The sequence below is a fragment of the Vibrio cholerae ATCC 14035 genome (assembly GCF_000621645.1).
GTDB classification, from domain to species: domain Bacteria; phylum Pseudomonadota; class Gammaproteobacteria; order Enterobacterales; family Vibrionaceae; genus Vibrio; species Vibrio cholerae.
The window spans coordinates 1-26,472 of sequence record NZ_JHXR01000010.1 but is presented as its reverse complement, the minus strand read 5'-3'; the positions used below and the strand labels follow the sequence as shown (position 1 = coordinate 26,472).

Annotated in this window: 25 protein-coding genes; 14 read left to right on the top strand and 11 right to left on the bottom strand. The window is 48.1% G+C overall.

Annotation, left to right across the window (positions count from 1 at the left end):
* The 5 genes from T411_RS01000000119145 to T411_RS0107030 form a co-directional block, all read right to left on the bottom strand.
* Positions 1-1,388 (bottom strand): vWA domain-containing protein (locus tag T411_RS01000000119145; RefSeq protein WP_428837382.1); only part of this gene is annotated, 1,388 nt, incomplete at its 3' end.
* Position 1,389: 1 nt separating this feature from the next.
* Positions 1,390-2,316 (bottom strand): vWA domain-containing protein, encoded by a 927-nt coding sequence (locus T411_RS0107045; protein WP_000896028.1) that lies wholly within the window; start codon positions 2,314-2,316, stop codon positions 1,390-1,392.
* Positions 2,317-2,332: 16 nt separating this feature from the next.
* Complete coding sequence (locus tag T411_RS0107040; protein WP_000665196.1) at positions 2,333-2,821, bottom strand: DUF4381 domain-containing protein; 489 nt, start codon at positions 2,819-2,821, stop codon at positions 2,333-2,335.
* On the bottom strand, positions 2,818-3,750 hold the full coding sequence (locus tag T411_RS0107035) for a DUF58 domain-containing protein (RefSeq protein WP_000178608.1): 933 nt from the start codon (positions 3,748-3,750) through the stop codon (positions 2,818-2,820). Before T411_RS0107035 ends, T411_RS0107040 begins: the two co-directional genes overlap by 4 nt.
* A 3-nt stretch (positions 3,751-3,753) precedes the next feature.
* Positions 3,754-4,710 (bottom strand): AAA family ATPase, encoded by a 957-nt coding sequence (locus tag T411_RS0107030; protein WP_000009944.1) that lies wholly within the window; start codon positions 4,708-4,710, stop codon positions 3,754-3,756.
* Between the two features lie 301 nt (positions 4,711-5,011).
* Between T411_RS0107030 and T411_RS0107025 the strand changes: the two genes are divergently transcribed.
* Complete coding sequence (locus T411_RS0107025; protein ID WP_000475390.1) at positions 5,012-6,928, top strand: methyl-accepting chemotaxis protein; 1,917 nt, start codon at positions 5,012-5,014, stop codon at positions 6,926-6,928.
* Between the two features lie 59 nt (positions 6,929-6,987).
* Positions 6,988-7,188 carry a chromosome segregation ATPase gene (locus tag T411_RS0107020; RefSeq protein WP_000997601.1) on the top strand — a complete coding sequence of 67 codons (201 nt, stop codon included), beginning with the start codon at positions 6,988-6,990 and terminating at the stop codon, positions 7,186-7,188.
* A gap of 275 nt (positions 7,189-7,463) precedes the next feature.
* Here T411_RS0107020 and T411_RS0107015 read toward each other — a convergent pair whose 3' ends face one another.
* Positions 7,464-8,117, bottom strand: coding sequence for a DsbA family oxidoreductase (locus T411_RS0107015; protein WP_001889939.1), 654 nt, complete (start codon positions 8,115-8,117; stop codon positions 7,464-7,466).
* A gap of 646 nt (positions 8,118-8,763) precedes the next feature.
* Here T411_RS0107015 and T411_RS0107010 point away from each other — a divergent pair.
* The 3 genes from T411_RS0107010 (at position 8,764) to T411_RS0107000 (ending at position 12,486) form a co-directional block, all read left to right on the top strand.
* Positions 8,764-9,972 (top strand): NupC/NupG family nucleoside CNT transporter, encoded by a 1,209-nt coding sequence (locus T411_RS0107010; protein WP_000986001.1) that lies wholly within the window; start codon positions 8,764-8,766, stop codon positions 9,970-9,972.
* A 234-nt stretch (positions 9,973-10,206) separates the two neighbouring features.
* Positions 10,207-11,439 (top strand): peptidase T, encoded by a 1,233-nt coding sequence (gene pepT, locus T411_RS0107005; RefSeq protein WP_000793867.1) that lies wholly within the window; start codon positions 10,207-10,209, stop codon positions 11,437-11,439.
* A gap of 171 nt (positions 11,440-11,610) precedes the next feature.
* Positions 11,611-12,486: a mechanosensitive ion channel family protein gene (locus T411_RS0107000; protein WP_000400692.1), complete on the top strand. Its 876-nt coding sequence runs from the start codon at positions 11,611-11,613 to the stop codon at positions 12,484-12,486.
* On the opposite strand, the gene norR is transcribed toward T411_RS0107000, so the two are convergent.
* Positions 12,483-14,075 (bottom strand): nitric oxide reductase transcriptional regulator NorR, encoded by a 1,593-nt coding sequence (gene norR, locus T411_RS0106995; protein ID WP_001155015.1) that lies wholly within the window; start codon positions 14,073-14,075, stop codon positions 12,483-12,485. The two genes, T411_RS0107000 and norR, sit on opposite strands and share 4 nt — an antisense overlap.
* A gap of 190 nt (positions 14,076-14,265) precedes the next feature.
* On the opposite strand from norR, the gene hmpA reads away from it, so the two are divergent.
* The gene (hmpA, locus tag T411_RS0106990; RefSeq protein WP_000957477.1) at positions 14,266-15,450 is read left to right on the top strand and encodes an NO-inducible flavohemoprotein; all 1,185 of its coding nucleotides are present in this window, start codon (positions 14,266-14,268) and stop codon (positions 15,448-15,450) included.
* 143 nt (positions 15,451-15,593) lie between these two features.
* Here hmpA and T411_RS0106985 read toward each other — a convergent pair whose 3' ends face one another.
* On the bottom strand, positions 15,594-15,803 hold the full coding sequence (locus T411_RS0106985) for a cold-shock protein (RefSeq protein WP_000106983.1): 210 nt from the start codon (positions 15,801-15,803) through the stop codon (positions 15,594-15,596).
* Between the two features lie 358 nt (positions 15,804-16,161).
* Here T411_RS0106985 and T411_RS0106980 point away from each other — a divergent pair, with 358 nt between their 5' ends.
* From T411_RS0106980 to T411_RS0106955, 6 genes are all read left to right on the top strand, one after another.
* A complete protein-coding gene (locus T411_RS0106980) occupies positions 16,162-16,389 on the top strand; it encodes an alternative ribosome-rescue factor A (protein WP_000792012.1) in 228 nt (75 codons plus the stop codon).
* Positions 16,390-16,776: 387 nt separating this feature from the next.
* On the top strand, positions 16,777-17,154 hold the full coding sequence (locus tag T411_RS0106975; RefSeq protein ID WP_000765283.1) for a hypothetical protein: 378 nt from the start codon (positions 16,777-16,779) through the stop codon (positions 17,152-17,154).
* A gap of 273 nt (positions 17,155-17,427) precedes the next feature.
* A complete protein-coding gene (locus tag T411_RS0106970) occupies positions 17,428-17,667 on the top strand; it encodes a hypothetical protein (protein WP_000407067.1) in 240 nt (79 codons plus the stop codon).
* Between the two features lie 86 nt (positions 17,668-17,753).
* Entirely contained in the window at positions 17,754-18,758 is a 1,005-nt protein-coding gene (locus T411_RS0106965) for a response regulator (protein ID WP_000009674.1), read from the top strand.
* Positions 18,758-19,204 carry a PAS domain-containing protein gene (locus T411_RS0106960; RefSeq protein ID WP_000880547.1) on the top strand — a complete coding sequence of 149 codons (447 nt, stop codon included), beginning with the start codon at positions 18,758-18,760 and terminating at the stop codon, positions 19,202-19,204. The genes T411_RS0106965 and T411_RS0106960 overlap by 1 nt, the downstream gene beginning before the upstream one ends.
* 49 nt (positions 19,205-19,253) lie before the next feature.
* Positions 19,254-20,726 carry a bifunctional ADP-dependent NAD(P)H-hydrate dehydratase/NAD(P)H-hydrate epimerase gene (locus tag T411_RS0106955; protein WP_001130886.1) on the top strand — a complete coding sequence of 491 codons (1,473 nt, stop codon included), beginning with the start codon at positions 19,254-19,256 and terminating at the stop codon, positions 20,724-20,726.
* Here T411_RS0106955 and T411_RS0106950 read toward each other — a convergent pair.
* Positions 20,715-21,710: a 2-hydroxyacid dehydrogenase gene (locus T411_RS0106950; RefSeq protein ID WP_000935709.1), complete on the bottom strand. Its 996-nt coding sequence runs from the start codon at positions 21,708-21,710 to the stop codon at positions 20,715-20,717. The two genes, T411_RS0106955 and T411_RS0106950, sit on opposite strands and share 12 nt — an antisense overlap.
* 242 nt (positions 21,711-21,952) lie before the next feature.
* On the opposite strand from T411_RS0106950, the gene T411_RS0106945 reads away from it, so the two are divergent.
* Positions 21,953-23,236 carry a Na+/H+ antiporter NhaC family protein gene (locus T411_RS0106945; RefSeq protein WP_001903321.1) on the top strand — a complete coding sequence of 428 codons (1,284 nt, stop codon included), beginning with the start codon at positions 21,953-21,955 and terminating at the stop codon, positions 23,234-23,236.
* Position 23,237: 1 nt separating this feature from the next.
* Here T411_RS0106945 and T411_RS0106940 read toward each other — a convergent pair whose 3' ends face one another.
* Complete coding sequence (locus T411_RS0106940; protein ID WP_000779169.1) at positions 23,238-24,080, bottom strand: potassium channel family protein; 843 nt, start codon at positions 24,078-24,080, stop codon at positions 23,238-23,240.
* Between the two features lie 65 nt (positions 24,081-24,145).
* Positions 24,146-24,694: an outer membrane beta-barrel protein gene (locus T411_RS0106935; protein ID WP_000251270.1), complete on the bottom strand. Its 549-nt coding sequence runs from the start codon at positions 24,692-24,694 to the stop codon at positions 24,146-24,148.
* A gap of 657 nt (positions 24,695-25,351) precedes the next feature.
* On the opposite strand from T411_RS0106935, the gene T411_RS0106930 reads away from it, so the two are divergent.
* Complete coding sequence (locus tag T411_RS0106930; RefSeq protein ID WP_001217709.1) at positions 25,352-26,395, top strand: GMP reductase; 1,044 nt, start codon at positions 25,352-25,354, stop codon at positions 26,393-26,395.
* Positions 26,396-26,472: the final 77 nt, after the last annotated feature.

The window sequence follows — 26,472 nt, the reverse complement described above, 5'->3', positions numbered from 1 at the left end:
TGCTGTTGCTGTTGCTGTTGCTGTTGCTGTTGCTGTTGCTGTTGCTGTTGCTGTTGCTGTGCAGCCTTGACCACGTCTAAATTGTGTCGTGCATCTTGATGATTCGGCTCTTGCTTGAGAACTTGTTCGTACAAATCCTGCGCTTTCTGTAACTCTCCTGCTTGCGCATAAGCATTGGCGAGATTGTACTGCGTGGCAGTATCAGGGTTAGCGATTTGCGAATAGGCGTCAATGGCCCCTTGGTAATCTTTGGCATAGTAACGAGCCGCACCTTGCCAGCGTGGGTCGCGAAAGGCTTCAGCGGCTTGCGCGTATTGCTCATTGTTGAACATGTGCATCGCTTGCTGATCTTGATTTAACCATGCAGAGGCCCAAGCCTGCTGGTTGGGCAAACTCACTCCGAAAAGCAGCAGTAAGCTGAAAATCACTCCACGGCGAAATAGGCATAAAGCGGCGATCAAGAGGGGCAATGCTAACCAGTAACCGTTATTGACGCGCTCCGTGATGGCTTGGCGAGAAGTCGATTCGGCAATATCAATCGGCTGCTGAGTCAGGCTGAGGATGTGCGCCACATCTGCGCCATCCGCACGATACGCGGTCAGCACGCCTTGAACGCGTTGTGAGAGCTGCTGTAATTGGTCAAATGCGGTTTTGGCAATCACGGTCTGGCCTTGACGATCTTTTAGCAGGCTACCATCACCTAAAGGGATGGGCGCGCCGCTAGGAGTGCCGATCGCAAGCGTCACCAAACGCCATGGGCTACCTTGTAACAACGAGATCAATTTTTCTCGTTCTGTCACACTCATATCATCGGTGATAAGAATCAGATCCCCTTGCTGATGACCCGATTGCTGGAGCATGGTGATCGCTAAACTCACTGCGGCAGCGGCATCTGAGCCTTGATAGGGCATGATGTCTGGGGAGAGATTCGGCAGCAGATTGGCGAGCGTTGCACTGTCACTCGTCAGTGGGCTCACCACATAAGCATCAGCGGAGTAAGCCACTAAGCCCGTACTGCCTTCTTGCCAACCTTTTAGGAGGTCAAGTGCCTTATAACGCGCCTGTGTTAAACGGTTTGGCGTTAGGTCGGTTGCATACATCGAGCGTGACATATCCATAATTAACACACGTGCGGCGCTATTTTGCACACTCGGACGTTCAGCGGATTGCCAGCTTGGGCCCGCCATCGCAAGGGTAGCGACGATCCAACTGAGTGCTAATAATCCCCCAAAAGAGCGCCGCGTGCGAGTTTCAATCCCCAACGCTTGCGCGAGATGAGGGGCAATCAATCCCCGTTGGTTTTGGCGCAGCCCTCGCCAAGCGGCGAGCAACAACAGAGGCACCAACAACCCTAACCAGTGTGGGTAGAGAAAAATCAACGATGACATGTTATCTCCTCACGATAACCAAAATGACCGAGAGCAGCAGTGCCAAACCCAGTGGATAGAAAAACCACTCGGTTTGTGGGCGCCAAGTTTGATTGGATTGGCTAATTGGCTCCAGTTGGTTAATGGTGTCATAGATGTTTTGCAAATCTTGTTGATTACGGGCGCGGAAATAGTGTCCACCTGTGGTGGTCGCGATGGTTTGCAGTGTCTTTTCATCCAGATCTTGCGCGGTATTCACCTTACGACTGAACAGAAAATCTTTGACCACCATTTCACCTGCACCGACGCCGACAGTATAAATCGTGGTGTGGTACTGTTTGGCGATGTTGGCGGCTTCAAGCGGGTCAAGCACTCCTGCGGTATTGCTGCCATCACTGAGCAAAATCATCACGCGTTGCGGCGCATTACTGTCGATAAAGGTTTTGGTCGCGAGTCCAATCCCTTCACCAATCGCGGTTTGAGTGCCGATAAGTTTAAGCACCGCTTGATTAAGCTGGTTAGCGACGGTTTGTCTATCCAACGTCAAAGGCGTTTGCAGATAGGCGTGATCGGCAAATAGGATCAGTCCGATGCGATCGCCTTCGCGCTTGGCGATAAATTCAGACAATACCTGTTTGACGGCAGTTAACCTATCCACCATCTGCTGGCCGGACTGCATATCCTCTTGACTCATCGAGTAGGAGAGGTCGACCACCAGCATTAGGTCGCGATGTGACGTACTGGTGCTGATAGGATCTCCGTACCACACGGGTCTTGCCGCAGCGGTGAGCAGCAAAAACCATACACCAACCGCGAGTAATCGAGGAAGCCAAGTCGCGGGGCGTGAACCTGATGTGCTGGGAAGGTAGGGCAGCTTAATCGCCGCCCGAGGTTTGAGGGCTGGAGTAAAAAAATAGATAACCCAAGGCAGTGGTAGAAAAAACAGCATCCACCACCAAATAAACTCAAAACTTGCCAATGCCTGATTTTCTCCGCTTTTTCGGCGGCAAGGCGCTTTCTACCCAGTGATAACAGTGGTGAACCAGCTCATCAGCATTGTTCACTTTTTGTTTCTGGTATAAGGCTTGCTGCCACAAGGTTTCGTTGGGTACGAAGAGTGGATGGCCCACTTGGGCATCTAAAAAGGCGTACCAATCTTTACCGGTTAAATGCGCAATCTCCTCGCGAGGGTAGTAGCACAGTGCCGCCTGACGAACCAATTCAATAGCAGAAGAGGGCGTTTGCGGAGTCACTGTCAAACTCAAAAGGCGTAATGCGGTTTTTTTAGGGGCCAGCCGACGGCGATGCCAACGCACTGCCAATCCGATAATAAGCATCACGATAAGAATGCCGGCTAAACTTGCCCACCATCCCCAAGCCAATGGAAACCAGCTAGGGAGTTCAGGCAGATGTAGGCCGTTGAGATCCAGTGATGTGGTTGACGATTCCTTCATTTCTTATGGTCCGATAATTGTTGCAGCAAAGGTATCCCGCTTGAAACTGAGCGGTAGTCCATTTCCAATAATAGACAGAGTGATTTTAGTTTTTCTTTTTGAGTTTCAAAGGCTTTTTTGATACCTGCCCGCGTACTATTTATCGAAAAGTTGAGCCAGCGCGTCTCTTGGTTATTTTGTACTTGCTCAATACCACGAAATGAGGTGTCTCCTTGCTCTAAAGGATCATGAATCTGTACCAGCCGCACGCGATTATGGCGACAGAGTTGACGCAGCGATAGTGCGTGTTGCTCGGTATCCAAATCGACAAAATCGCTGATCAGCACCACTTCACTGCCTTTTGGGCACAAACGGTTAAGGGTACTGAGCACATCATGCAGCGCCAGTGTGCGCGTCGTGGGTTGTGTGGGTGGAATATGCTGCGCTTCAACGCATGCCGCTAAGATGGCAAGCACGCCGCGCTGGCGGCTACCGGGTTTGATTTCGATCAGCCGATGCCCCAAATCAATCACTGCGCCAACTCGGTCTTGTTGTTTCACGGCAAGCCAGCTTAGCAAGCTTGCCAAATGTGCCGCTTGCACCGATTTCAGCAGTAAACAGGAGCCAAACTGCATCGAGGGACTGAGATCGATATAGAGCACCACCGTTCTTTCGCGCTCTTCACTGAACAGCTTAGTATGGGGTTTACCTGTTCGTGCGGTGACTCGCCAATCAATCGAACGAATGTCATCACCCGCTTGATATTGGCGCACTTCCGAGAAATCCATCCCACGTCCTAAACGCCGACTCTGATGCTGACCGACGCGCTGTGACCAAATTTGACGTGCTGGGGGTAAAAAATGCACGGTCTGCTGCTCATAAGCGAGCAACTCCTCCAAACACAAAGACACCCCATTGGCATGTAAGGGGAGGGCGTGTGGCATCGTCATGATTTATGCACTACCAACCAGTGACAACAGGTGCGAGATGATTTTATTTGGGTGAATTCCTTCCGCTTGCGCCTGATAGCTGAGCAACAGTCGATGGCGCAGCACAGAGAATGCCATTACTTGTACATCATCCGGCGTGACAAAATCGCGTCCTTGTAACCAAGCGTGAGCACGGGCGCAGCGATCCAGCGCAATCGTCGCGCGTGGGCTGACTCCCATCGTCAGCCATTGTGCCAGTTTGGCATCGTAGTTGGCAGGATGGCGCGTCGCCATCACCAGTCGTACGAGGTAGTTTTCAATCGCTTCAGCCATATGCACATTGAGCACCTCTTGGCGAGCACTAAACACCTGCTGCTGGGTTAGCAAAGGTTTATTGATGGCTTGTTGTCCTTTTGCCTCACCTCGGTTGAGGCGCAAAATTGCCAACTCATCTTCTGCATTGGGGTAGTTCACCTCTAAATGCAGTAAAAAGCGGTCGAGCTGAGCTTCTGGAAGCGGATAAGTCCCCTCTTGCTCAATCGGGTTTTGGGTAGCCATCACCAAAAAAAGCTCAGGTAAACGATAGGTTTTACGGCCTGCAGAAATCTGTTTCTCCGCCATCGCTTCGAGCATTGCCGCCTGCACTTTCGCTGGGGCACGGTTTATCTCATCGGCCAGCACCAAGGCATTAAAAATGGGGCCAGATTGAAAGACAAATTCGCCCGTTTCTGGACGATACACATCGCTGCCGGTTAGATCGGCTGGGAGTAAGTCAGGGGTAAATTGAATGCGGTGAAAATCACCTTCAATACAATCAGCCAGCGATTTGACGGCACGTGTTTTCGCCAGCCCCGGCGGGCCTTCCACCAGAATATGTCCATCAGCCAGCAGAGCAATCAGCAGTTGGTTGATTAAATCCGTTTGACCTATGACTTGTTGGTTTAGGTAGTGCTGCAAAGTTTGAAAGGATTGAAACGACATGAAAACTTCTACTCCTAGATTTCTCAGCGATTAGTGTTGCGTAACATCCAGAAAGTTCCACAAAAAATCCCACAGCCAGCATGGGTGTTGAAAAAATGCGCATTTGTATGTGGTTGAACATAAAAAGCGACTATTTTAATGAATGCTAAGCAGCGATTTATAAACAGCACTTGGGTATTTTCAGTCGAAAGTGTGATGTATAGCAACTTTGAATCTGGGTTTTGTGAGAATTTTCTTAAGTGGCGTGATCTTAAGTCGATAATGTAGAGGTTTCGTAGATAGCCATGATTAGGCGGAGAATATGTTCAAACTGCATCAGATGAGTATTAAGCAAAAGGTTGTGTTAGGGGTCACTCTCGCCGTACTGGCATCCACCCTGATTGTGGGTGTGATGGCACAGCGCCAAGCGCGAGAGGTGCTAGAGCATCGCTTAGTCGATTTAGAACTGCCCAATATTTTGAAGTTGATTAAAAGCGATATTGACCATGAAGTGCTACAACTGCTTGCTTCTGCTCGGCAAATTGCCAGCAATGAGTTTGTGCAGCAAGCGATTGCTACCACAGAAAGAGATCCGGCAACAGAAGCGTTATTAGTGAAGCAGTTGAACAACTTACGCGATCAATACCGCCTGAATGATGCGTCGGTAGCCAACCGAAAAACGGCGTATTACTGGAACCAAAACGGTTTTCTGCGCGAGCTGAATCAGCAGCAAGACGGGTGGTTTTTTGGCTTTATCGGCTCAGGAAAGCCGACCATGGTCAGCATGTTCCAAGAGGCGAATGGCGAAGTCAAAATGTTTGCCAACTACCAGTTGGTGAATGGCAATACCATGTCTGGTATGTCTAAGTCGATGGATGACATGGTGCGTCTGCTTAACAGTTTTAAAATCGAAGACACCGGTTTTGTGTTTTTGACCAATGCACAGGGTGAGGTACAAATCCATCGGCAGAAAGAGCAAGTGAAATCGAGCTTGCAGCAAATTTATGGTTCAGGGGCGAGTGCGCTGCTGAACAAATCCGGCTTCAACTTGATTTCGACGGACTATCAAGGTGAAGAAGTGATGGTAGCGAGCATTTACATCGAGAGCATGGACTGGTTCTTGGTCGGTACCGTGCCTGTGCATGAGGTGTTTGCGGAATTGGATGCCGTAGCACAGCGTATGATGCTCACGACGCTGGCGGTAGCTGCCATCTTTATTTTTATGGGGATTTTCCTGGCTAACAGTATCGCTATGCCGATCAATCAGATTGCCAAACGCTTTACCGATTTGGGCAGAGGGGATGGTGATCTCTCGCAGCGTATTGAAGTGAAAGGCAATGATGAAATCGCTCAGCTTTCCAAAGGCTTTAATGGCTTTATTGAGAAGATCCATCAATCGATAAAAGACGTTGCCCAAACCAGCCGTGAGTTGCAAGTGGCTGCCGAAGGGGTATCGCGCAAAGCGTTAGTCACCCACGATAATAGCCAGCAGCAGCGCGACCAAACGATCCAAGTGGTTACCGCCATTAACCAAATGGGGGCGACGATCAGTGAAATCGCTTCTAATGCGGCGACCGCAGCCGAAACGGCGAATCAAGCGTCTGGTAATGCGGATCAAGGGCGTAATGTCGTCAATAAAGCCAAAGAGGCGATCAGCCGCTTAGCTCACGATATTGAAAACACGGGCAAAGTGGTGGAGCAATTGGCGTCGACCACTCAAGAGATTGGGTCGATTTTGGATGCGATCCGCGGTATTTCAGAGCAAACCAACTTGCTGGCACTGAACGCGGCGATTGAAGCCGCCCGTGCTGGCGATCAAGGCCGCGGTTTTGCGGTGGTGGCCGATGAAGTGCGTAACTTAGCGAGTCGTACGGCATCCTCGACGGAAGAAATTCAGAAGATGATTAACCAGCTGCAAAATGATGCTAAGAATGCTGTATCGGCAATGGATGCGGGTAAAACGGTGACTCATCAAGGGGTTGCCGCTTCTGATGAGGCAGTACAGGTGCTGATGAGTATTTCGGATCGAATCCACGATATTTCAGATCGCAACACACAAGTCGCTACAGCAACCGAAGAGCAATCGACCGTTGTACACACCATTAACCAAAATATCGAAGAGATTAACGCGATTAATGAAGTGACCACTTCAACGGCAGAAGAGCTGGCTGATGCGAGCAAATCATTGCGTGAACTCTCTGGCCGTTTAGATAAGTTGGTGGGCAACTTTAAACTCTAGAAACCTTGCCGGGAGTTCGTTACACTTCCGGCCAGTAAAAACCAAGTAGGTAAAGAGTGATGAACGATTTCGAAAAAGAGCTGGAGTTGATGTCTCAGCAAGTTGCAGAAGAGCCAGAAACGCAACTGCCCAGTCTGGATGAGCAAAAAGCGATTGCAGAAAAACTCAAACAGTTGGAAGCCGAAGGCAAATTGACCCCAGAAGTGCTTGAAGCCTATTTTGGTCAGTATTACGCGAAAACGGAAACGCCTATTCACTAAGGTGGGTACCGAGTTAGTCCAGACGTCATCATCGAGCCGCTTTGCGGCTCGATGTTTATCGGCTTGTCCTATACCCAAACCACTTGGAGTTGCAGGTAGGCGGCAAGTGAGTAAGTCCCCATGAGCATAGATAGACTATGTATTGGGATGAACGAACGTAGCCAACACCGCTGCAGCTTCAAGTAGGAAGGGTATATTCATAATATTTGTGTTCTGCGCCATGCTTCTCAACGTGAGGTTTCCGCTCAAGCCGTTGAAGTGAAAGTGAGAGGCGCTTAGTGCTCGCGATCCGTTTTTGTGGTCAGGCGCTGCAATACATCCAGCAAAATATCGCTGGTTTGTGCGCCTGAGATTAAATATTTCTGCTCAATGATCAAGGTCGGCACGGCATGAATGCCTGCTTGTAGCCACTGTTGCTCAGTATTGGCTACTGCGTTCGCCCATGATTCATCGGCGAGGATCTGTTGGCAGGCTGTACGGTCTAAACCCACCGTCTGCGCGATTTCCAGCAGTACCTTATCCTCATCTATCGCTTTGCCTTGCTGAAAGTAGGCTGACCAGAGGGCTAAGGTGAGAGGCAACTGCTTGTCTTGCTGATGAGCCCACAGCAGTAACTGGTGGGCTTTGCGCGTGTTGTAGATGCGCATTCCATCAAAAAAGTGAAACGCAAATCCCACGTCGTTTCCAAGCTCAGTCAGCGTTTTACGTGCTTGCTGACTCGCCTCAAGGCTGGTGCCATATTTTTTATTCAGGTGCTCGCGCAGGTTCTCGCCGCCCATAGCTAACCTTGGGTTCAGTTCATAAGGATGCCACCTGAGTGTGACATCGACCTCTGGCAGCCGGGCGAGGGCATGGCGCAATCTAAAATAGCCAATCACGCACCAAGGGCAGACGATGTCTGAGACAAGATCTATCGTTAGCTTGTGCATCGTTTCCTCCTTAATCAGTGCTGATGAAAAGTATAGGCTTTCTGATTAAATGTACAGCGAGTGACGGTGTGCGTGACTTGCAACTCCGAGTCATGGGGATAGCGCTGAAAAAACGCCTCACGGCTTCTTTGAAACACGTGAGGCGTTGACACTGACGTTGTTAGTAATGGTTATTCAGAATAATCAAATTGCATTAAAGCTAGGCTGCTTCGCACTTTTATGCCAGCTTGTTTTTCGACCAATCGATAAAAGAATGCAACTTTGTGATATGTGTTCCATTCAATAAGTAACAAGTTCTTGAACTGTCATGATAAAGAGCCATTTTTGTAAAGCGCTGCACGCCTAGTGAGCGATGAGATAAAAAATACCCGAAATAAACGTTTGCGCGAAAAAATGTGATGAAACTCATTTTTTTATCGTTATACTTTGCGCCCGGCTAAGAGCCGGTTGCTCTGCCAGTACAAGCCGTCACAAGGAAATGTGAATGACCCCAAGGACAGGACCAGCTATTTCCCAGCTTGTATCTGTTGATGTTGATGGCCTGTGAGCAATAAAACTTTATTCCCTCCTTTTGAGGTTGCCTCTGCCTACACACTGATCAAGCCATGGGTTTCCCTGTTTTTACTCACATTTTTCTAGGTAAATTATGGCGATTTTGTTTGGAATCATCGGTGTTACGGTACTGATCTTATGCGCGTATCTGCTCTCTGAAAGCCGCAGTGCGATTAATTGGAAAACCATTTCCCGAGCCTTGTTGTTGCAAATTGGTTTTGCGGCTCTTGTGCTTTATTTCCCATTGGGGCAAACCGCGCTAAGCAGCTTGAGTAATGGGGTTTCTGGTTTGCTCGGTTTTGCCGATGTCGGCATTCGCTTTCTGTTTGGTGATCTTGCCGATACGGGCTTTATTTTTGCTGTTCGTGTATTACCTATCATCATCTTCTTCAGTGCGCTGATTTCTGCCCTTTATTACCTCGGTGTGATGCAAAAAGTGATCGCCCTGATCGGCGGTGGCATTCAACGCTTCTTAGGCACCAGTAAGGCGGAATCACTGGTCGCGACAGGCAATATTTTCCTATCACAAGGCGAATCGCCACTTTTGGTGCGCCCCTTCCTTGCCAATATGACACGCTCCGAACTGTTTGCGGTCATGGCGGGCGGTATGGCATCGATAGCAGGCTCAGTGCTGGGGGGTTACGCAGGTTTAGGGGTTGAGCTGAAATACTTGATTGCAGCGAGTTTCATGGCGGCGCCGGGCAGTTTAATGATGGCGAAAATCATTGTTCCTGAGCGTGGTGTGCCAATCGATCAAAGCCAAGTCGAGTTGGATAAAGCGCAAGACAGCAACTTGATTGATGCTCTCGCTAGCGGTGCAATGAATGGTATGAAAGTCGCCGTTGCAGTGGGCACTATGTTGATTGCGTTCGTCAGCGTGATCGCTATGGTCAACACTGGCCTTGAAAATCTGGGCGATCTGGTTGGGTTTAGCGGCATTACCTTACAAGCCATGTTCGGTTATCTGTTTGCTCCACTGGCATGGGTGATTGGCATTCCAAGTCACGAAGTGCTGGCGGCAGGTTCCTACATCGGTCAGAAAGTGGTGATGAACGAATTTGTCGCTTTCATTGACTTTGTTGAGCATAAAGCGCTGCTTTCTGAGCATAGCCAAGTCATCATCACGTTTGCATTGTGTGGCTTTGCCAACATTGGCTCTATCGCGATCCAATTGGGCTCCATTGGCGTGATAGCCCCTGAGCGCCGCTCGGAAGTGGCGAACCTAGGCATTAAAGCGGTCATTGCTGGCACTTTAGCCAACCTAATGAGCGCTTGCTTAGCGGGGATTTTCATCTCGCTATAATCGCTTCAACAACCAACCTATTGAGCCTATCCCATCGGATAGGCTTTTTTATTTGCTAAGCCGTCTGGTTGCTGAGTCGTTTGGGTATCGCTGATTTTGATTAATCGGTGAAAAACTGATTTGTAACAACTCATCGGTGCTGAGAATACGTAGTATGGGGTGCAATTCACTGCTTATGCTCCCTTTCAGCGAGGTTAAATCAACGCTGCGTATTTGAATGATGAGTGCTTGTTTATGAAAAATCTTGTTGGGCGCTTTATGCGCTATGTCACTTTTGATACTCAATCGAAACCGAAAAACCATCACTGCCCAAGCTCTACGGGTCAGAAAGTCTTTGCCCAAGCGCTGTATGAAGAGCTACTTGAATTAGGCTTAAGTGATGTTTCGCTGGATGATCATGGCTATGTGATGGCCAAACTCCCATCGAATGTGAACTACCCAGTGCCCGCGATTGGCTTTATTGCCCACATGGACACCTCTCCAGATGCTTGCGGTAAGCATGTTAAACCGCAAATTGTTGAAGATTATCAAGGCGGTGATATTGCCCTTGGTAAAGGGGATGAAGTGTTGTCGCCCATTCAATACCCTGACTTGCATCTGCTGCATGGCTATAACCTCATCACGACCGATGGCACAACCTTATTAGGTGCAGATAACAAAGCGGGGATTGCTGAAATCATCACCGCGATGGAAATCTTGCTTGCTGATTCTTCGATTCCCCATGGCGATATCTCGATTGCATTCACGCCAGATGAAGAGATTGGCCGCGGTGCCAATCATTTTGATGTGGCGAAATTTGCGGCGCAGTGGGCATATACCATCGATGGCGGCCCGATTGGAGAGCTGGAGTATGAGAACTTCAACGCCGCCACAGCGACGGTTGTTTGTCATGGAGTGAATCTGCATCCGGGGACAGCCAAAGACAAAATGGTCAACGCTATGCACATTGCAGCGCAGTTTATTCTGATGATGCCAGAAAACGAAACGCCTCAGCATACCGAAGGCTATCAAGGTTTCTACCATCTTTCTGGCGCGACCATGAGTGTTGCCAAATCAGAGCTCAAATATATTTTGCGTGACTTTGAGGCGAGCGGTTTACAAGCTCGCCAAGCGTTAATGCAAGCCAAAGTAGCCGAGCTCAATCAGCAGCTTAAAAAAGGTCGTGTCGAGGTGAGTTTCGAGCAGAGCTACTCCAATATGAAGGAGAAGGTTGAGCCGCATCCACATATTATTGAGCTGGCCAAACAGGCGATGGTGGCTTGCGATGTTGAGCCGAAAATTAAACCTATCCGTGGTGGGACGGATGGGGCGCGGTTGTCATTTATGGGATTGCCTTGTCCAAACATTTTCACTGGTGGCTATAATTTCCACGGCATTCATGAGTTCATCACCATTGAAGGGATGGAAGCTGCGGTACAAGTGATTATGAAACTTGCAGAGAAAACGGCACTGCATTATCGACAATAACCGTTTTTCTTTTGAAAAGCCGCATTAAGCGGCTTTTTTTATGATGAAATTTGCCGAGCAGCCAAGAGTTTGGGGATAGCGCTTGTCAGGCAAGGGGATTCAATGTTGAAATTGCGCGACATGCAACACCACGAGATAAAGCGGCGGGTTAAGCCGTAGTAGGAGAAAGAGATGGAACATCTGAGCATAGCGGTCGATTTTTTGCTCACCCATAAGTTGCTGCTGACAGCGTTGATTTTATTGGGCGTGATTTCAGTGCGCCGCCTTGTTTTAGAACATATTCGTGGTGATGCGGCGCTCATCACCGAAAAGCAACGCAAATGGATGTCACGTACCAAAAACGGCGTATTTACGGTCACTTTGCTTGCTCTGTTCATGCTTTGGCAATCGGAAATTAGCGAATTTGCACTCTCGGTGACGGCGATTGCAGTAGCGATTGTGGTGGCCTCAAAAGAGATCATTTTGTGTTTCACCGGATCGATTCAGCGCGCGAGTTCTCGTTCATTTCGGATCGGGGACTGGATTGAAGTTGGGAGTGTGTGTGGCGAGGTGATTGAGCACAACCTCATGGCGACCGTGATCCAAGAGATCGATTTACACCACGGCCAGTATAACTACACCGGAAAAACCGCGACGTTACCGAACAGTATGTTTTTCTCTCATCCGGTGAAAAACCTCAATTTTATGAAGCGCTATGTGTTCCATAACTTCAAAATTGTGGTGCCCGAATTTGTGAATCTTTTCCCACTGGTGCCGATATTGCACGAAAGGATTGAAGGGCATTTTGCCCATTTTATGGAAGTGGCACGCCGCTACAATACGGTGATTGAGCGCCATGCAGGGGTGGATTTGCCCAGTGCTGAGCCGCACATTGAAATCAGCAGTTCATCAACGGGAGAGCAAGTGGTGCACGTGATGATTTTCTGCCCGACCGAACGCGCGAACCAACTTGAACAACTGATCCGGCGTGATTTTATGCAGGAGTATGAGCGGGTGTTTCCACGCTCAACTCCCACGCCGATAGTGCCTGTGCCTAGCGCCAGTTAACGAGACCTTTCTATTGAGTGGCTGCGGGATACAGTAATGCCGAGCCGTTTGGCCAGCCGTGTCAGGTTGGCTCTGTCGGTCTGGAGGCGGCGTGCCGCCTCTGCCCAATTAAAGTCAGCTTGGGTGAGGGTTTCGCTGATCAAATGGCGTTGAAATTCATCCGTCGCGTCACGTAAACCCAACTCACCAATCCATTCACCCAGCATAGGTTCATCTTGCGCTGTCGGTTCAACCATCGCTGCTCTTGGCCCTTGTAATTCCCCTAAGTCTTCAACTTTTAATGTCGTGACTGGGCGCCCCCGCTGGCGTGCTTTGGCTTTGAGTGCCGCGCGGTTAATCACATGCTCTAGCTCTCGCACATTCCCCGGCCAAGGGTATTGGATAAGCTGACTTAACACATCGCCATGCAGCTTTAGTTGAGTGATACCGAGTTTACGTCGCGCTTGTTCTACGAAGTATCCCGCGAGTAGGGAGAGATCGCCTTTGCGTTCACGCAGTGGCGGCACGTAGATCGGATACACGCTCAATCTGTGATAGAGATCGGCTCGAAAACGGCCAGCTTCGACCTCTTTTTTCAAATCACGGTTGGTGGCCGCTAGAATCCGCACATCGACGGTTTGTACTCGATCTTGGCCAACAGGTTGAATTTCATGGTTTTGCAGTGCGCGCAGAATTTTGCTTTGCGCACTAAGGGGTAATTCACCTATCTCATCGAGAAACAGTGTGCCGCCATCCGCCAGAGCAAACTTACCCATTCGCGCGCGGTCAGCTCCGGTAAACGCCCCTTTAACATGGCCAAACAGTTCGCTTTCCAACAGGTTTTCAGGGATAGCGGCGCAGTTGACATACACCAGAGGCTGCCGTTTGCGATTTGAACGCTGGTGTATGGTGCGAGCAACCAGCTCCTTACCTACACCGGTTTCACCGTGGATCAGAATATTGAATTGCGAGGGCGCAACCACATCAATATCCGCTTTCATGGCGAGCATGGGGCCGCTATTACCAATAATTTCGACACTGTCACGGCTCCATGCTTCTTGGTTGAGCTCTTCCAGGCGTAATTGTGTCTGTTTGGCTTGGTTTTCCAGCTCAGAAAAGGTGAGCGTCATTTTCAACGTTGCTGCCGCAATGGCCGCAAGTATTTCTAAACTACGAGGTGAGAGATGATCAAACGCATCGGGCTTTAAGCTATCGAGCGTCAATATACCCAGTAATTGCTCGCCAAAATGGAGGGGTAAGCCCATACATGAGTGCATAGGCAGATCGTCTTCGCTGTCGAGTAGCAGCCCATCAAAAGGGTCGGGGAGTGGGCAATCCGCCGCAAAACGGACGGGTAAATCCGCGCTGCAAATTTGAGCCAATCTAGGATGTTCACTGACTACGAAACGGCGGCCTAGGGTGTCGCGAGTTAATCCCTGCATCGCCAGAGGAGTTAAGGTGTCGTTGTGCAGAGACATCAGAACGACGCAGTCACAGATCACCGCTTTGCGTACCGCATCCAATAGGCGATGAAAACGCTCTTCGTTGTTGGCTCCGCTGGCGAGCCCGACAGTCATTTCTAACAAAGTACTCAAGGAGAATTCTTGCATCTTGGCTTCTTAGGTTCGGATTTTTTGATAGTGTAGTGTCAAATCGACACGATGAGAAGAGTTAAATTGACCTGTTAGAAAATGACTTATTTTTATTTTTCAATAAATTAGGTTTTGGCATGCAATCTGCTCATTAAGAAGGCTTGTGTAGAGTGGCTCAAGCCACCGTTTTGCCTATCGAGGAGAAGTTATGCTCACCCAAGAACACATCAATATCATTAAAAGCACCATTCCTTTGCTGGAGTCTGCAGGTCCTGCGCTGACGCAACATTTTTACCAACGTATGTTCAGCCATAATCCAGAGCTGAAGCATATTTTTAATATGACCCACCAGAAAACCGGACGTCAAAGTGTTGCGCTGTTTGAAGCGATTGCGGCTTATGCCAAGCATATCGATAATTTAGCCGCATTAACCAGTGCCGTTGAGCGTATCGCCCATAAACACACCAGTTTTAATATTCAGCCAGAGCATTATCAGATTGTCGGGCATCATCTGCTGGAGACTTTGCGTGAATTAGCCCCAGATGCCTTTACCCAACCGGTTGAAGAGGCTTGGACCGCCGCGTATTTCTTTTTGGCTCAAGTTTTTATCGACCGCGAAGGCGCACTCTACTTAGAGCGCAAACAAGCTTTAGGTGGATGGCGTGATGGCCGAACCTTTGTTGTACGCGAGAAACAGGTAGAGTCTGCTTACGTGACCAGTTTTGTGCTCGTACCCGCTGATGGTGGTGCGGTACTGGATTATCAACCGGGACAATACATTGGGATTGAAGTGACGCCAGAGGGAAGTGATTATCGAGAAATTCGTCAATACTCCTTGTCGCATGCATCGAATGGTCGTGAGTATCGCATTTCGGTTAAGCGCGAAGGGGTGGGCAGTGATAATCCAGGGCTGGTTTCTCACTATCTGCACAACAACGTCAAAGTTGGGGATAGCGTTAAACTCTATGCTCCCGCCGGAGATTTTTTCTATGTTGAGCGTGAGCGGCCTGTGGTTCTGATTTCGGCTGGTGTTGGCGCGACGCCCATGCAGGCTATCCTGCACACCTTAGCCAAGCAAAATAAGTCTGGAGTGACTTATCTTTATGCGTGTAATTCTGCTAAGGAACATACTTTTGCTCAGGAAGCCGCGCAGCTCATTGCGCAACAGGGATGGATGCAGCAAGTGTGGTACCGTGATGAAAGTGCAGATGATGTCTTACAAGGTGAAATGCAGTTAGCCGAGCTTATTCTGCCGATTGAGGATGGAGATTTCTATTTGTGTGGTCCGATCGGTTTTATGCAGTATGTGGTCAAGCAGTTACTGGCGCTTGGTGTGGATAAGGCGCGAATTCATTATGAAGTGTTTGGTCCACATGCACAGCTTGCGGCGTAAGAGTCTCTGTCTTTTGGGGCATCTAAGCCATAAGTAACGGCCGATATTACTTTTCTTATCGGAGCTTTTGTAAAATCGATATAAAAGAAGCATAAAAATAGCCAGCCTAGTGAGGCTGGCTATTAAAATCTTTGGCAAGTCTATTACAGAACTTTGATGCTTTCAGCTTGTGGACCTTTCTGGCCTTGAGTGATCACGAATTCCACTTTTTGACCTTCAGCCAGAGTGCGGAAACCGTCACCTTGGATTGCGCTGAAGTGAGCAAAAACGTCAGGACCGTTTTCTTGCTTGATGAAACCAAAGCCTTTAGTTTCGTTGAACCATTTCACGGTACCAGTAACTGGAGTAGACATAATAAATATCCTAAAAACATTTTTTAACGTAGGCCGATTACGGCGCGGATAGCGTGGAAAAGTAGCTTGCTATTGCGTACGACACGGACGGTTACGAATAATCCAACCAAGCGATGTGTATACAAAGAACTCTTTCTAGCCGCGATCGAGTCTAGAGTAAACCATTGGCTTGTCAATCGAATCTTGAACAGAGTCGAAACCCGTTAACAAAAATAGTCCAAAATTTTGCACTGAATGCCATTTCTATGTAACTAAGTTTTCTCTTTGTTCCGCTCATTTATGAGTTGACACTGCTTAAATTGCGTACAAAATGTCGTGGCTGCCGAAATGTGGCAGTCAATTGTATGGAGCTCTATCAATGAAAAACAAACCAGAAGTAATACCAGTATCGACTTCATCCGTAGGGGATACGGAGTGTGGGCGTGGTGTAGTGAAAGACAATGCTTTGAAAGCCGTCGTCACCAGTACCTTATTTCGCTGCCGAGTGGAAAAGGCGAAAAAAGGTAAAGGTAGCTATTCACGTAAAATGAAGTACAAAGGCAAAGAGCCTTACGCAAACCTTACGGATTTCGTTGTGTTTGCGTAAGGCTTTTGAGCCTATATCCCGCCCTGTATTCGTCTACCGCTTCCCCATCCCTTTTTAGTCAGTTTTCGCTGATAAAGCACACCAGTAAAGATGCTGTGAAACAGGTTTTACATCTCAGAATAGAGAAAATCTGGCAATCTTGAAATGTAACTTTTTTGTTTCAAATGTTTCCTTTTGTTGCTTTTGATGCTTTGCCTTCTCTTTTGCCTAGTATTTTCAGGCTATGTGTATTTAACCATTGTGTAACAATAGGTTTCATTAAAATTTGGATACAAATTCTGCATGTTTTTTGAGCTTGAAATAATTTTTTGAAGGTTCAAAATTAACTAAAAATGAGTTTTCAAAAATGAATGGATGCTTTTAGTGGAAATTTAAGGTAGGTGCATCATGAAACTGTTTTTAATTCTCATGCTTTCTGTATCGGGTGGCATCGCATCAGCGGATCACATCCAATCATTTATTCTCGGTTTCGGTGTGGCTTCCTTAGCCGTTGGCAGCTGTTACTGGCTTGCGTTTCGTAGTACGCGTTTTCCACAACTCGCCGTTTTTCTGCTCCTGTGCGGTTTCTTTGCTAAGGTTGCTGTAACCGTCGTGGGCGTGATGTGGGGAATTTCAAATGAACTGATGACCTCGCCGTTTGTCTTTGCGTTGTCTTATCTCTTCTTCTCGATTGTCGCGACTTATTTCTGGTTCCGCTATCGTGAGTTGGCAACAAAACTCAAAGACAAAATTATCGCAACACAGCACCAATCGCACTCTCATTAACCATTAGCTTTTTAATTAACAGCACTTACCAAACAATTAAGCAGAGCCACTGAGCTCTGCTTTTTGCTTTACGTAGCGATTCGATGGATTGTTTATTCTCTTTCGACGCCGACTTGAAACTGTCGCCACGCTTACTGGCTTGGCTCATCTTAATCACCTCACTTTGTTCATCTCACCATCAGGTCAAGGTAGCGTAAGCCTTAGACTTTTGTACAACAGCCAAATCTCAGCACAATGATTACACTGAGGAAAAGTGAATCAGAGGAAATGATCATGGAGATTGTGCTGTTTTGGATTGAGAAACTGATTCTAGTTAGTGGAATTTTGCTCGTTTTGACTGGTGTGATGCGGTACGGCCGTCGCAGTCAAGATTGGAAAGGGGTGGTGACTATGTTTTATAAACGCATCCCAATGACGATTGAAGAGTATAAGTGGTATCGGCTCGGAGTGAGTTGTATTGTGTTTGCCATTATCTTACGAATTGCCCTGTTGACTTTCTGGCCCGCCATTTGATTTACGATCCCACCACCTTTTACCTAGCTGTAGTGTGAATTTTGGGTATACACTTTAGTTACTGATAAAACAAATAAGGTGGTGGCATGTCTTTCCCTGTTCTCATCTGTGATGACTCTCCACTCGCGCGCAAACAGATGGCGCGTTCGCTTCCTGCATCGCTTAACGCAGACATTACCTTTGCGGTACATGGTTTGGATGCGATGGACATTTTAGAGAAGCAAAGTTTTAAGCTCATGTTTTTGGATCTCACGATGCCGGAGTTAGACGGCTTCGAGACATTAGAAGCAATGGGGAAAAAAGGCTACACGACGCCTGTAGTGGTGGTATCGGGGGATATTCAACCGAAAGCCAAAGAGCGGGTGTTAGCGCTCGGAGCCAAAGCCTTCATTCAAAAGCCCATCGATAAGAATGTGCTCAATGATGTGCTGAAAATGTTGGTGGAGCCACCCACTCAGCCACGCATTGTCACGCCGGTTTCGGTTGAGTTGCCGATTTTAAAACGGCGCGATATTTACATGGAAGTCGCGAACGTGTCGATTGGTCGAGCCGCTGATGCCTTGGCGCGCCATTTTGATGTGTTTGTTCAATTACCTTTGCCTAATGTGAACATCTTTGAGGTGAGTGAGTTACACATGGCACTGCGTGATTTGGCTGAAAACAGTCAAGTCTCGGGGGTGTGTCAGGGTTTTAGCGGCGAAGGAATTGCTGGTGAAGCACTGGTGTTATTGAGTGACTCTAGTGTGGCGGATCTCAAAAAATTAATGAAGGTGCCGGTCGATAGTGAAGACTTGCAAGAGTTAGAGCTGCTGATGGATGTCTCTAATATTCTGGTGGGCTCATTTCTAAATGGTTTAGGCCACCAAGCAGAAGTGCGTTTTTTCCAAAGTTCGCCCGTTTTATTGGGGCAGCATATCTCTATTGATTCTGTGATTCAGTCGACCGAAGGGGCATTTAAGAAAACCATGACCTTTGAGGTGAGTTATAACATTGAAGGCACCTCGATTCGTTGTGATTTACTGTTTATGTTTGTCGATGAATCGTTACCGCTGCTGGACAACAAACTTTCCTATTTAATGGAGGACTTCTGATGCTAGCGTTACCTGCGGAGTTTGAGCAATTCCATTGGATGGTCGATATGGTTCAGAATGTCGATATGGGATTGATTGTGATTAACCGAGACTACAACGTGCAAGTGTGGAATGGGTTTATGACCCATCATAGCGGTAAGCAAGCTCATGATGTTATTGGTAAATCTCTGTTCGAGATTTTTCCAGAGATCCCTGTGGAGTGGTTTAAGTTAAAAACCAAACCGGTGTACGATCTGGGTTGCCGTAGTTTTATTACTTGGCAGCAGCGCCCTTATTTGTTCCATTGCCGTAATGTGCGCCCAGTGACTCAGCAAGCCAAATTTATGTATCAAAACGTCACGCTTAACCCAATGCGTACACCGACAGGCGCGATAAATTCACTCTTCTTATCCATTCAAGATGCAACAAGTGAAGCCCTTGTTTCTCAACAAGCTTCTTCTCAATAAATATGAAACGGCCATCTGATGGCCGTTTTGTCAGCTGTTGGACACCATTATGCCGTTACCCACTCATTTTTATACTACGCAGCAGCTCAAACAAGGCGAACAAGATGCCGCGAGTGAGCGAGGTCTTGAGCTCTTTCATTTAATGGAACGCGCAGGACAAGCGGTATTCACCATCGCTTTTGCTCAGTATCCCACCAGCCACCACTGGTTAATTTGTTGCGGTGGCGGAAATAATGGTGGGGACGGTTATATTGTCGCGGTATTAGCCAGACATATGGGGATTGATGTTACCGTATGGCAGTTAGGCGATCCTGAAAAACTGCCAGCCGATGCCCATCGTGCTTATCAGCAATGGAAAGAGTTGGGTGGTGCGGTCTACGCTCCACAGTCTGAAGTGCCCGAATCGACGGATGTGATTATTGATGCGCTGTTTGGCATTGGTTTAAAAGAGGTGTTACGCCCGCAGGTGGTACCGCTCGTCGAGTTACTCAACCAAAGTGGCAAGCCGATTGTGGCGGTCGATGTGCCTTCAGGGCTGTGTGCCGATACCGGTCAAGTGATGGGGACATGCATTAAAGCGCAGCATACGGTGAGTTTGATTGGATTAAAACAAGGCTTAGTGACTGGCCAAGCCCGCTGTTATGTTGGAACGTTACACTATGCCGGGCTTGGGGTTGAAGAAGTGTTTGCCCAGCACAATACGCCATCCTTAGTCTCCATCGATGGTAAGCTAAGGCACAGTTTATTGCCGCCACGTCAAGCTTGTACTCACAAAGGCCAAAATGGCAAAGCTTTGATCGTTGGAGGCAATGAGGGTATGGGCGGAGCCTTGATTTTGTGTGCTTCCGCTTGTGCTCGTTCGGGAGCTGGGCTGAGCGCGGCAATGACCCATCCCGATAACGTTACCGCTATGCTGACGATTACACCGGAAGTGATGAGCACAAGCTGGAATAAACAGCATTTATTTGAAGAGCGCATTGAATGGTGTGATGCCCTTGCTTTGGGGCCCGGATTAGGGCGAGATGCGCAAGCGCAGCAGATTATGCAGCGCTTAAGTAGCTTGAAGGTTCCGAAAGTGTGGGATGCGGATGCACTCTATTTTCTAGCGCATAACCCCAGCTATGATGCGCAGCGGATCATTACACCGCATCCCGTCGAAGCGGCGCGTTTATTGGGCTGTGAAGTGGAAGAGGTGGAGCAAGATCGTTTTGCGGCGATTCGCCAGCTTCAGCAACGCTATGGAGGCGTTGTCGTGCTCAAAGGTGCGGGGACTTTAGTGGATGATGGGAAAGAGATCGCGGTCTGCTTACAGGGGAATCCTGGAATGGCCAGTGGGGGGATGGGCGATGTACTTACTGGCATTATTGTGGCGCTATTAGCGCAAAAAATTCCCTTAGCGGATGCGGCAAAACTCGGGGTTTGGCTACACAGTAGCGCTGCGGATCTCAATACCAAATCGCATGGCCAGAGAGGACTTCTGGCCAGCGATTTATTGCCTCATCTGCGTGAGTTATTGAATTAATTCATTACCCGATGCTTGATTGTCAAAAAAGAGCTGGATGTTATTGAGCGTAGTTTGCGCAATATTGTTCAGTGCATCTTCGGTCAAAAAGGCTTGGTGACCAGTGAACAGCACGTTATGACAAGCAGAAAGGCGGCGGAATACGTCATCGACGATCACATCGTTGGACTTGTCTTGGAAGAACAGATCTTTCTCATTGTCATACACATCCAAGCCTAGCGCGCCGATTCGGCCTCGTTTCAATGCTTCAATTGCTGCCACAGAATCAAGCAATTCCCCACGGCTGGTGTTAATGATCATTACGCCATCTTTCATCTGATCGAACGCTGACTCATTGAGCAAATGATAGTTCTCTTTGCTCATCGGGCAGTGCAGGGTGATCACATCACTCTGCGCGAAAAGCTCGGACAACTCTACATAGCGCGCACCCAGTGCAATCGCATCGGGATTGGGATAAGGATCAAAACAGAGGATCTGCATACCGAGCCCTTGCAAAATGCGCATGGTTGCCACCCCGATTTTGCCTGAGCCGATCACCCCGACCGTTTTGCCGTGGAAGTTAAAACCCACCAAGCCATCAAGAGAGAAGTTGGCATCACGGGTACGCTGATACGCTTTATGGAAGCGGCGATTCAAACACAGCATCATCCCCACCGTATGTTCGGCCACCGCTTCTGGCGAATAGGCTGGCACTCTGACGACTTGCATTCCAAGTCGCTTCGCCGCTTCAAGGTCGACTTTATCAAAGCCAGCACAACGCATGGCAATAAGACGAGTTCCCCCTTGGTAAAGCTGTTCTAATACGCTGGCGTGAAGCTCATCATTGACAAAAGCGCAGACCACTTCGCAGCCTTTTGCCATCTGGGCCGTTTTATCGGTCAATCGGAAATCATGAAAGTGCAAAGACAGCTGGGTGGGGTCAACCAATTTGCTGAAAGAGGCGATATCGTAGTGTTTTGCACTAAAAAAAATGACGTTGAGCATAGTAATTCCTGTCTCTTAGAGTATCTGGCCTATAGATATACCCATTAGTGGGAAAAATAAACCACAAAATCACTAGGTATAAATGTGCAACAAATGGATGTTTGGACGTCTAGACTGTTGACATGCATCCGGCTTACCTTTAGGCTTTGCGCCCAATTTCGTCACCATGATTTGATATTTGCATGCACTACACTTCGTCTTCAAAGCCTCAACAACCGAATGCCTTTGCCCTATTACCACTTATGGTTTTCTTACTGCTTTTTATGGGCGTAGGGAGCTATCTCACTTGGCAAGGGGTTGAGTTTGCGTTCTATCAACTGCCGGCCCCTGTTGCTGTTCTGCCAGCGGTCGTTTTGGCGATTGCCTTGAGCAAAGAGTCGCTCAATCGAGCCATCGAGCAGTTTTTACGTGGTGTGGGGCACAGCGATATTATGGCGATGTGCATCATTTATCTGCTTGCCGGAGCCTTTGCCGCCGTCGCCAAAGCTACTGGTGGCGTAGATGCCACAGTGAATCTTGGTTTAGCACTGCTGCCAGCGAGTCTCATTCTGCCGGGGCTGTTTGTTATTTCAGCCTTTGTTGCCACAGCAATGGGCACCTCAATGGGGACGATTGCGGCGATTGCTCCCGTGGCGTTAGGTATTGCCCAAGCGGCGGATTTAAATCTTGGTTTAACGGCTGGGGTCGTGCTGAGCGGTGCCATGTTTGGTGATAACCTTTCGATCATTTCGGATACCACCATTGCGGCAACCCGTTCACAAGGCTGCCATATGCGTGACAAATTTAAAGAGAATATCCGCATTGCTTTGCCAGCGGCGCTGTTGGCGCTTGTGGTGTTCACCTTCAGCAGCCAAACGGCACAATCACCGCAAACCAGTGACATTGAATGGCTAAAAGTGCTGCCTTACCTCACCATTCTCGTGTTGGCCGTGATGGGGTTGAATGTGTTCCTTGTACTGCTGGTGGGCATTTTAATGGCCGCGGGTGTCGGTGGTTTGAGTGACGGTTACTCCTTGTCGGCATTAACCAAAGATGTTTACGCGGGTTTTGGCAACATGCAGGAGATTTTCCTGTTATCGATGCTGATTGGTGGCATGGGTGAACTGATGAAACAGCAAGGCGGATTGGCGTTTCTCACTCACCACATTAGCCGAATGATCGATAAATTTGCTCGTTCACACAGTGATGTACAAAAAATGCGAGCCAGTGAATTGGGGATTGCAGGCTTGGTGGCACTGACCAATGTGTGCACTGCGAACAACACGGTTGCCATCATTGTGAGTGGCGGGGTGGCTAAAGAGCTGGCTGAACACAATGGCGTGACAGCAAAGCGCTCTGCCAGCTTGCTGGATATCTTCTCGTGCATCATGCAAGGAGTGTTGCCTTATGGTGCACAAGCGTTATTGCTTGGCTCTATTTTTCAAATGTCGCCATTGAGCGTGGTGAGTTACTCTTATTACTGCTTCTTTTTGGCGGTTGCCGCATTAGTGGCGGTATTTCGCCGCCACACCATGCGCAACGCCTGAATTAGGCGTTGCGATTGTCTTGCGACGGAAGTTTTATTCGACGACGCTTTGGTTTCTGATTTTTCCGTACTGTTTCACGTTCTGCGAGCTGCCGACGGTAGCTCGCTAGATGAAAACGCTTTCTCGGTTGCTGAGTTTCAACCAATTGATTCAACTGTGTTTCTAACTGCTGGTTTTTTTCAAGCAAGAGATTGAGGGAGAGATGATCTTGTTTGGCCGTATCATCCTCAACAAAAAAAGAAGCCACACTCGCGGTTAATAGACCAAACAGGGTGATCCCTGTCAGCATCAAAAATACCGCGACTCCACGCCCAAACCCTGTGACCGGGTACATATCCCCATAACCTACCGTAGTAATGGTCGACATCGCCCACCACAGCGCGTCGGCATAGCTATTGATGGGGCTAGGGGTTCCTTTCTCTACCAGATATACAAACGCCGCAGAGAGCAGCACAGTAGAAAGACTCGTCAGACCGATAAAGCTGAAGGTTTTTTGGCGCAGAACCGATTTGGTTTGTCTCCACGCTTTGGGCAGCACCAACAAAATACGTAGGAAACGCAGGGGACGCAGAAACGGCATCGCCACGATAAGTACGTCCGGCCAATTTTGCATCATATATTGCAGTGGTTTAGGGCTGACGAAGATTTTGACTAACAGCTCTGTCGCAAAAATGCCCCACACAATCCAGAGTAAGCCATCAAGAAACTCAAGATCATCGGGAGATAAAACGGCAATGTCAGGCAGCAACGCGACGACAACATAAACGACAGAAAGGATCAGCATCGGAGTTTCTGTCGTGTTTTCTACTTTTTCTAACAGCTTTTTGCGAAGGGTGAGTTTCATAAAACGAAAGTGATAAATAGCAAATCGTGGCCTTAGCCTATCAAAAAATGCTGTCTAAGTGTCGCTTAAAAACGATATTGCCCGCCTACGGTGAAGGAAAGACTCGAATAATCTTGCTCTAAGGGGTAGTAACTGAGCTCCATAGTCAGCGCCAAACTTTTGTCGATGCTCGATTGCACTTTCGTACCGATGCCGATATACGGATTGGTTCCTGAAAATTGACGGTTATCGCCAATCGCACCCAATTCATAGCGCTCTTTCACTTTGAATTGTGATAGCCCGCCGCGAGCGTAAAGAATCGTCAGGTTATTGATAGGCTGTTCGAAAAAAGCGCCAAAATAAAAACCTTCAACTTTGACATCAATCTTCTGTTTTTGCGTGTTTAACATTTCGGCTCCGTTGCCGATCATGCCTGAATAGCCGAGATCTAAGCCGATAAACGGCGAAAACTGGTAGTTATACCCAAACTGAGTAACCCAAGCTTCATCACTACTGGAAGGGCTATCGATACGGCTAAAGCCTGTGCTTAACGAAAAGGAATAAGGGCTATTTCCCGCATAAGCAGGAAGTGCAAAGCAACAAAAAACCATTAACCAGCCGCAAAAACGTACCATAGCCCACCTGTTTCATTCCCTGAAAGGATTAATATTTCCTCCTACTTGAAGCTGCAGCGGTGTCTGTTACCTTCGTTTACCCCAATCACATAGCCTGTCTATGTCATGAAGATTGTCATGAAGATTCACTCATTGACTGCGCATCTACAAATCCAAGTAGTTTGGATGCCGAATGCAAGAATAGATTTAAAGTTAAGCAATAAATGCGCCGAATGGATAAGCGTGGTGAATTATTTATACGTGATGTGAGCTTGATCGACTTCGAAAACGGAGCTTGTGAGTTGCTGGAATTTTGCCCTACAAAAAGGTGATCAAAGTCTAATTTATGGCAATTTAAAGCGAGGGCAATCGATTGTTCAGTAAAAAGCGATATGTCGGTAATTTGACAAAATAGAACTAACGTACTGTTTGGTAAGCAATTTAAGAGTTGAGTGTTACAGAGGGGATTGTCTAGGTATGAAAACTTCGGCAGGGTAACACAAAAAAAAGTCAAATATCAGTCTTGAGAGAAAAAAAACGCGGCCTATAATGCTGAAAACCGGAGCGTCTGCCAACGCTCCGGTTTTTTTGTGTCCGAAATGTACTGACGTCTGCCAACGAAGGTACTACGCACTCTGCTAAGAGACACAAATGGTCAATTAATCAAGGAATTACACAATGCGTATCGAACAAGAACTTAAGTTAGGTTTTAAAGATGTCCTGTTTCGCCCGAAACGTTCAACCCTGAAAAGCCGTTCTCAAGTAAATTTAACCCGCGAGTTTACTTTCAAACATAGTGGTCGTCAATGGTCAGGCGTACCTGTGATTGCCGCCAATATGGACTCGGTAGGCAGTTTTGCCATGGCTAAAGCCTTGGCTGAGCATGGTGTGATGACCGCAGTACACAAACATTACACTGTGGCTGATTGGGCTGAGTTTGTGAAAAGTGCCGACAAAGCGACGCTGAACAATGTTATGGTTTCAACCGGCACATCGGAAGCAGATTTCCAAAAAACCAAAGATGTGATGGCACTGTCTGATGAACTGATCTTCATCTGTATCGATATCGCGAACGGCTATTCTGAGCACCTTGTCGAGTACGTGCAAAGAGTGCGCGCTGCATTTCCTGACAAAGTGATTTCTGCGGGTAACGTCGTAACAGGCGATATGGTAGAAGAGCTTATCCTCGCGGGTGCCGACATTGTTAAAGTAGGCATTGGCCCAGGCTCTGTGTGTACGACACGCGTAAAAACCGGTGTCGGTTACCCACAACTGTCCGCGATTATCGAATGTGCGGATGCTGCGCACGGTCTTGGTGGTCGCATCATCGGTGACGGCGGCTGTACGTGTCCGGGAGATGTCGCGAAAGCCTTCGGCGGCGGCGCGGATTTCGTGATGCTTGGCGGTATGCTGGCAGGTCATGAAGAAGCAGGCGGTGAACTCATCGTAAAAGATGGTGAAACCTTCATGAAATTTTACGGCATGTCATCGAAGAGCGCGATGGACAAGCATTCTGGCGGTGTAGCAGGTTACCGTGCAGCCGAAGGAAAAACCGTACTATTGCCATACCGTGGCAGCGTTCACGGCACCATTCAAGACATCCTCGGCGGCGTGCGCTCAACCTGTACATACGTAGGCGCGGCTGAGCTTCGCGAGCTAACTAAGCGTACAACATTTATCCGAGTTCAAGAGCAAGAGAACAACGTCTACGGGCGTGAGTAAGCCTTAAATTAATCGGAAAAATCGAATGATTAAGAGCCGTTTTTAACGGCTCTTTTTTTTCGCTGAAATATGATAGT

Excerpts from the sequence above, each read along its gene's own strand:
- T411_RS0107045 (WP_000896028.1), bottom strand. The coding sequence starts at position 2,316 with ATGCTGTTTTTTCTACCACTGCCTTGGGTTATCTATTTTTTTACTCCA.
- T411_RS0107040 (WP_000665196.1), bottom strand. The coding sequence starts at position 2,821 with ATGAAGGAATCGTCAACCACATCACTGGATCTCAACGGCCTACATCTG.
- T411_RS0107035 (WP_000178608.1), bottom strand. The coding sequence starts at position 3,750 with ATGACGATGCCACACGCCCTCCCCTTACATGCCAATGGGGTGTCTTTG.
- T411_RS0107030 (WP_000009944.1), bottom strand. The coding sequence starts at position 4,710 with ATGTCGTTTCAATCCTTTCAAACTTTGCAGCACTACCTAAACCAACAA.
- T411_RS0107025 (WP_000475390.1), top strand. The coding sequence starts at position 5,012 with ATGTTCAAACTGCATCAGATGAGTATTAAGCAAAAGGTTGTGTTAGGG.
- T411_RS0107020 (WP_000997601.1), top strand. The coding sequence starts at position 6,988 with ATGAACGATTTCGAAAAAGAGCTGGAGTTGATGTCTCAGCAAGTTGCA.
- T411_RS0107015 (WP_001889939.1), bottom strand. The coding sequence starts at position 8,117 with ATGCACAAGCTAACGATAGATCTTGTCTCAGACATCGTCTGCCCTTGG.
- T411_RS0107010 (WP_000986001.1), top strand. The coding sequence starts at position 8,764 with ATGGCGATTTTGTTTGGAATCATCGGTGTTACGGTACTGATCTTATGC.
- pepT (WP_000793867.1), top strand. The coding sequence starts at position 10,207 with ATGAAAAATCTTGTTGGGCGCTTTATGCGCTATGTCACTTTTGATACT.
- T411_RS0107000 (WP_000400692.1), top strand. The coding sequence starts at position 11,611 with ATGGAACATCTGAGCATAGCGGTCGATTTTTTGCTCACCCATAAGTTG.
- norR (WP_001155015.1), bottom strand. The coding sequence starts at position 14,075 with ATGCAAGAATTCTCCTTGAGTACTTTGTTAGAAATGACTGTCGGGCTC.
- hmpA (WP_000957477.1), top strand. The coding sequence starts at position 14,266 with ATGCTCACCCAAGAACACATCAATATCATTAAAAGCACCATTCCTTTG.
- T411_RS0106985 (WP_000106983.1), bottom strand. The coding sequence starts at position 15,803 with ATGTCTACTCCAGTTACTGGTACCGTGAAATGGTTCAACGAAACTAAA.
- T411_RS0106980 (WP_000792012.1), top strand. The coding sequence starts at position 16,162 with ATGAAAAACAAACCAGAAGTAATACCAGTATCGACTTCATCCGTAGGG.
- T411_RS0106975 (WP_000765283.1), top strand. The coding sequence starts at position 16,777 with ATGAAACTGTTTTTAATTCTCATGCTTTCTGTATCGGGTGGCATCGCA.
- T411_RS0106970 (WP_000407067.1), top strand. The coding sequence starts at position 17,428 with ATGGAGATTGTGCTGTTTTGGATTGAGAAACTGATTCTAGTTAGTGGA.
- T411_RS0106965 (WP_000009674.1), top strand. The coding sequence starts at position 17,754 with ATGTCTTTCCCTGTTCTCATCTGTGATGACTCTCCACTCGCGCGCAAA.
- T411_RS0106960 (WP_000880547.1), top strand. The coding sequence starts at position 18,758 with ATGCTAGCGTTACCTGCGGAGTTTGAGCAATTCCATTGGATGGTCGAT.
- T411_RS0106955 (WP_001130886.1), top strand. The coding sequence starts at position 19,254 with ATGCCGTTACCCACTCATTTTTATACTACGCAGCAGCTCAAACAAGGC.
- T411_RS0106950 (WP_000935709.1), bottom strand. The coding sequence starts at position 21,710 with ATGCTCAACGTCATTTTTTTTAGTGCAAAACACTACGATATCGCCTCT.
- T411_RS0106945 (WP_001903321.1), top strand. The coding sequence starts at position 21,953 with ATGGTTTTCTTACTGCTTTTTATGGGCGTAGGGAGCTATCTCACTTGG.
- T411_RS0106940 (WP_000779169.1), bottom strand. The coding sequence starts at position 24,080 with ATGAAACTCACCCTTCGCAAAAAGCTGTTAGAAAAAGTAGAAAACACG.
- T411_RS0106935 (WP_000251270.1), bottom strand. The coding sequence starts at position 24,694 with ATGGTACGTTTTTGCGGCTGGTTAATGGTTTTTTGTTGCTTTGCACTT.
- T411_RS0106930 (WP_001217709.1), top strand. The coding sequence starts at position 25,352 with ATGCGTATCGAACAAGAACTTAAGTTAGGTTTTAAAGATGTCCTGTTT.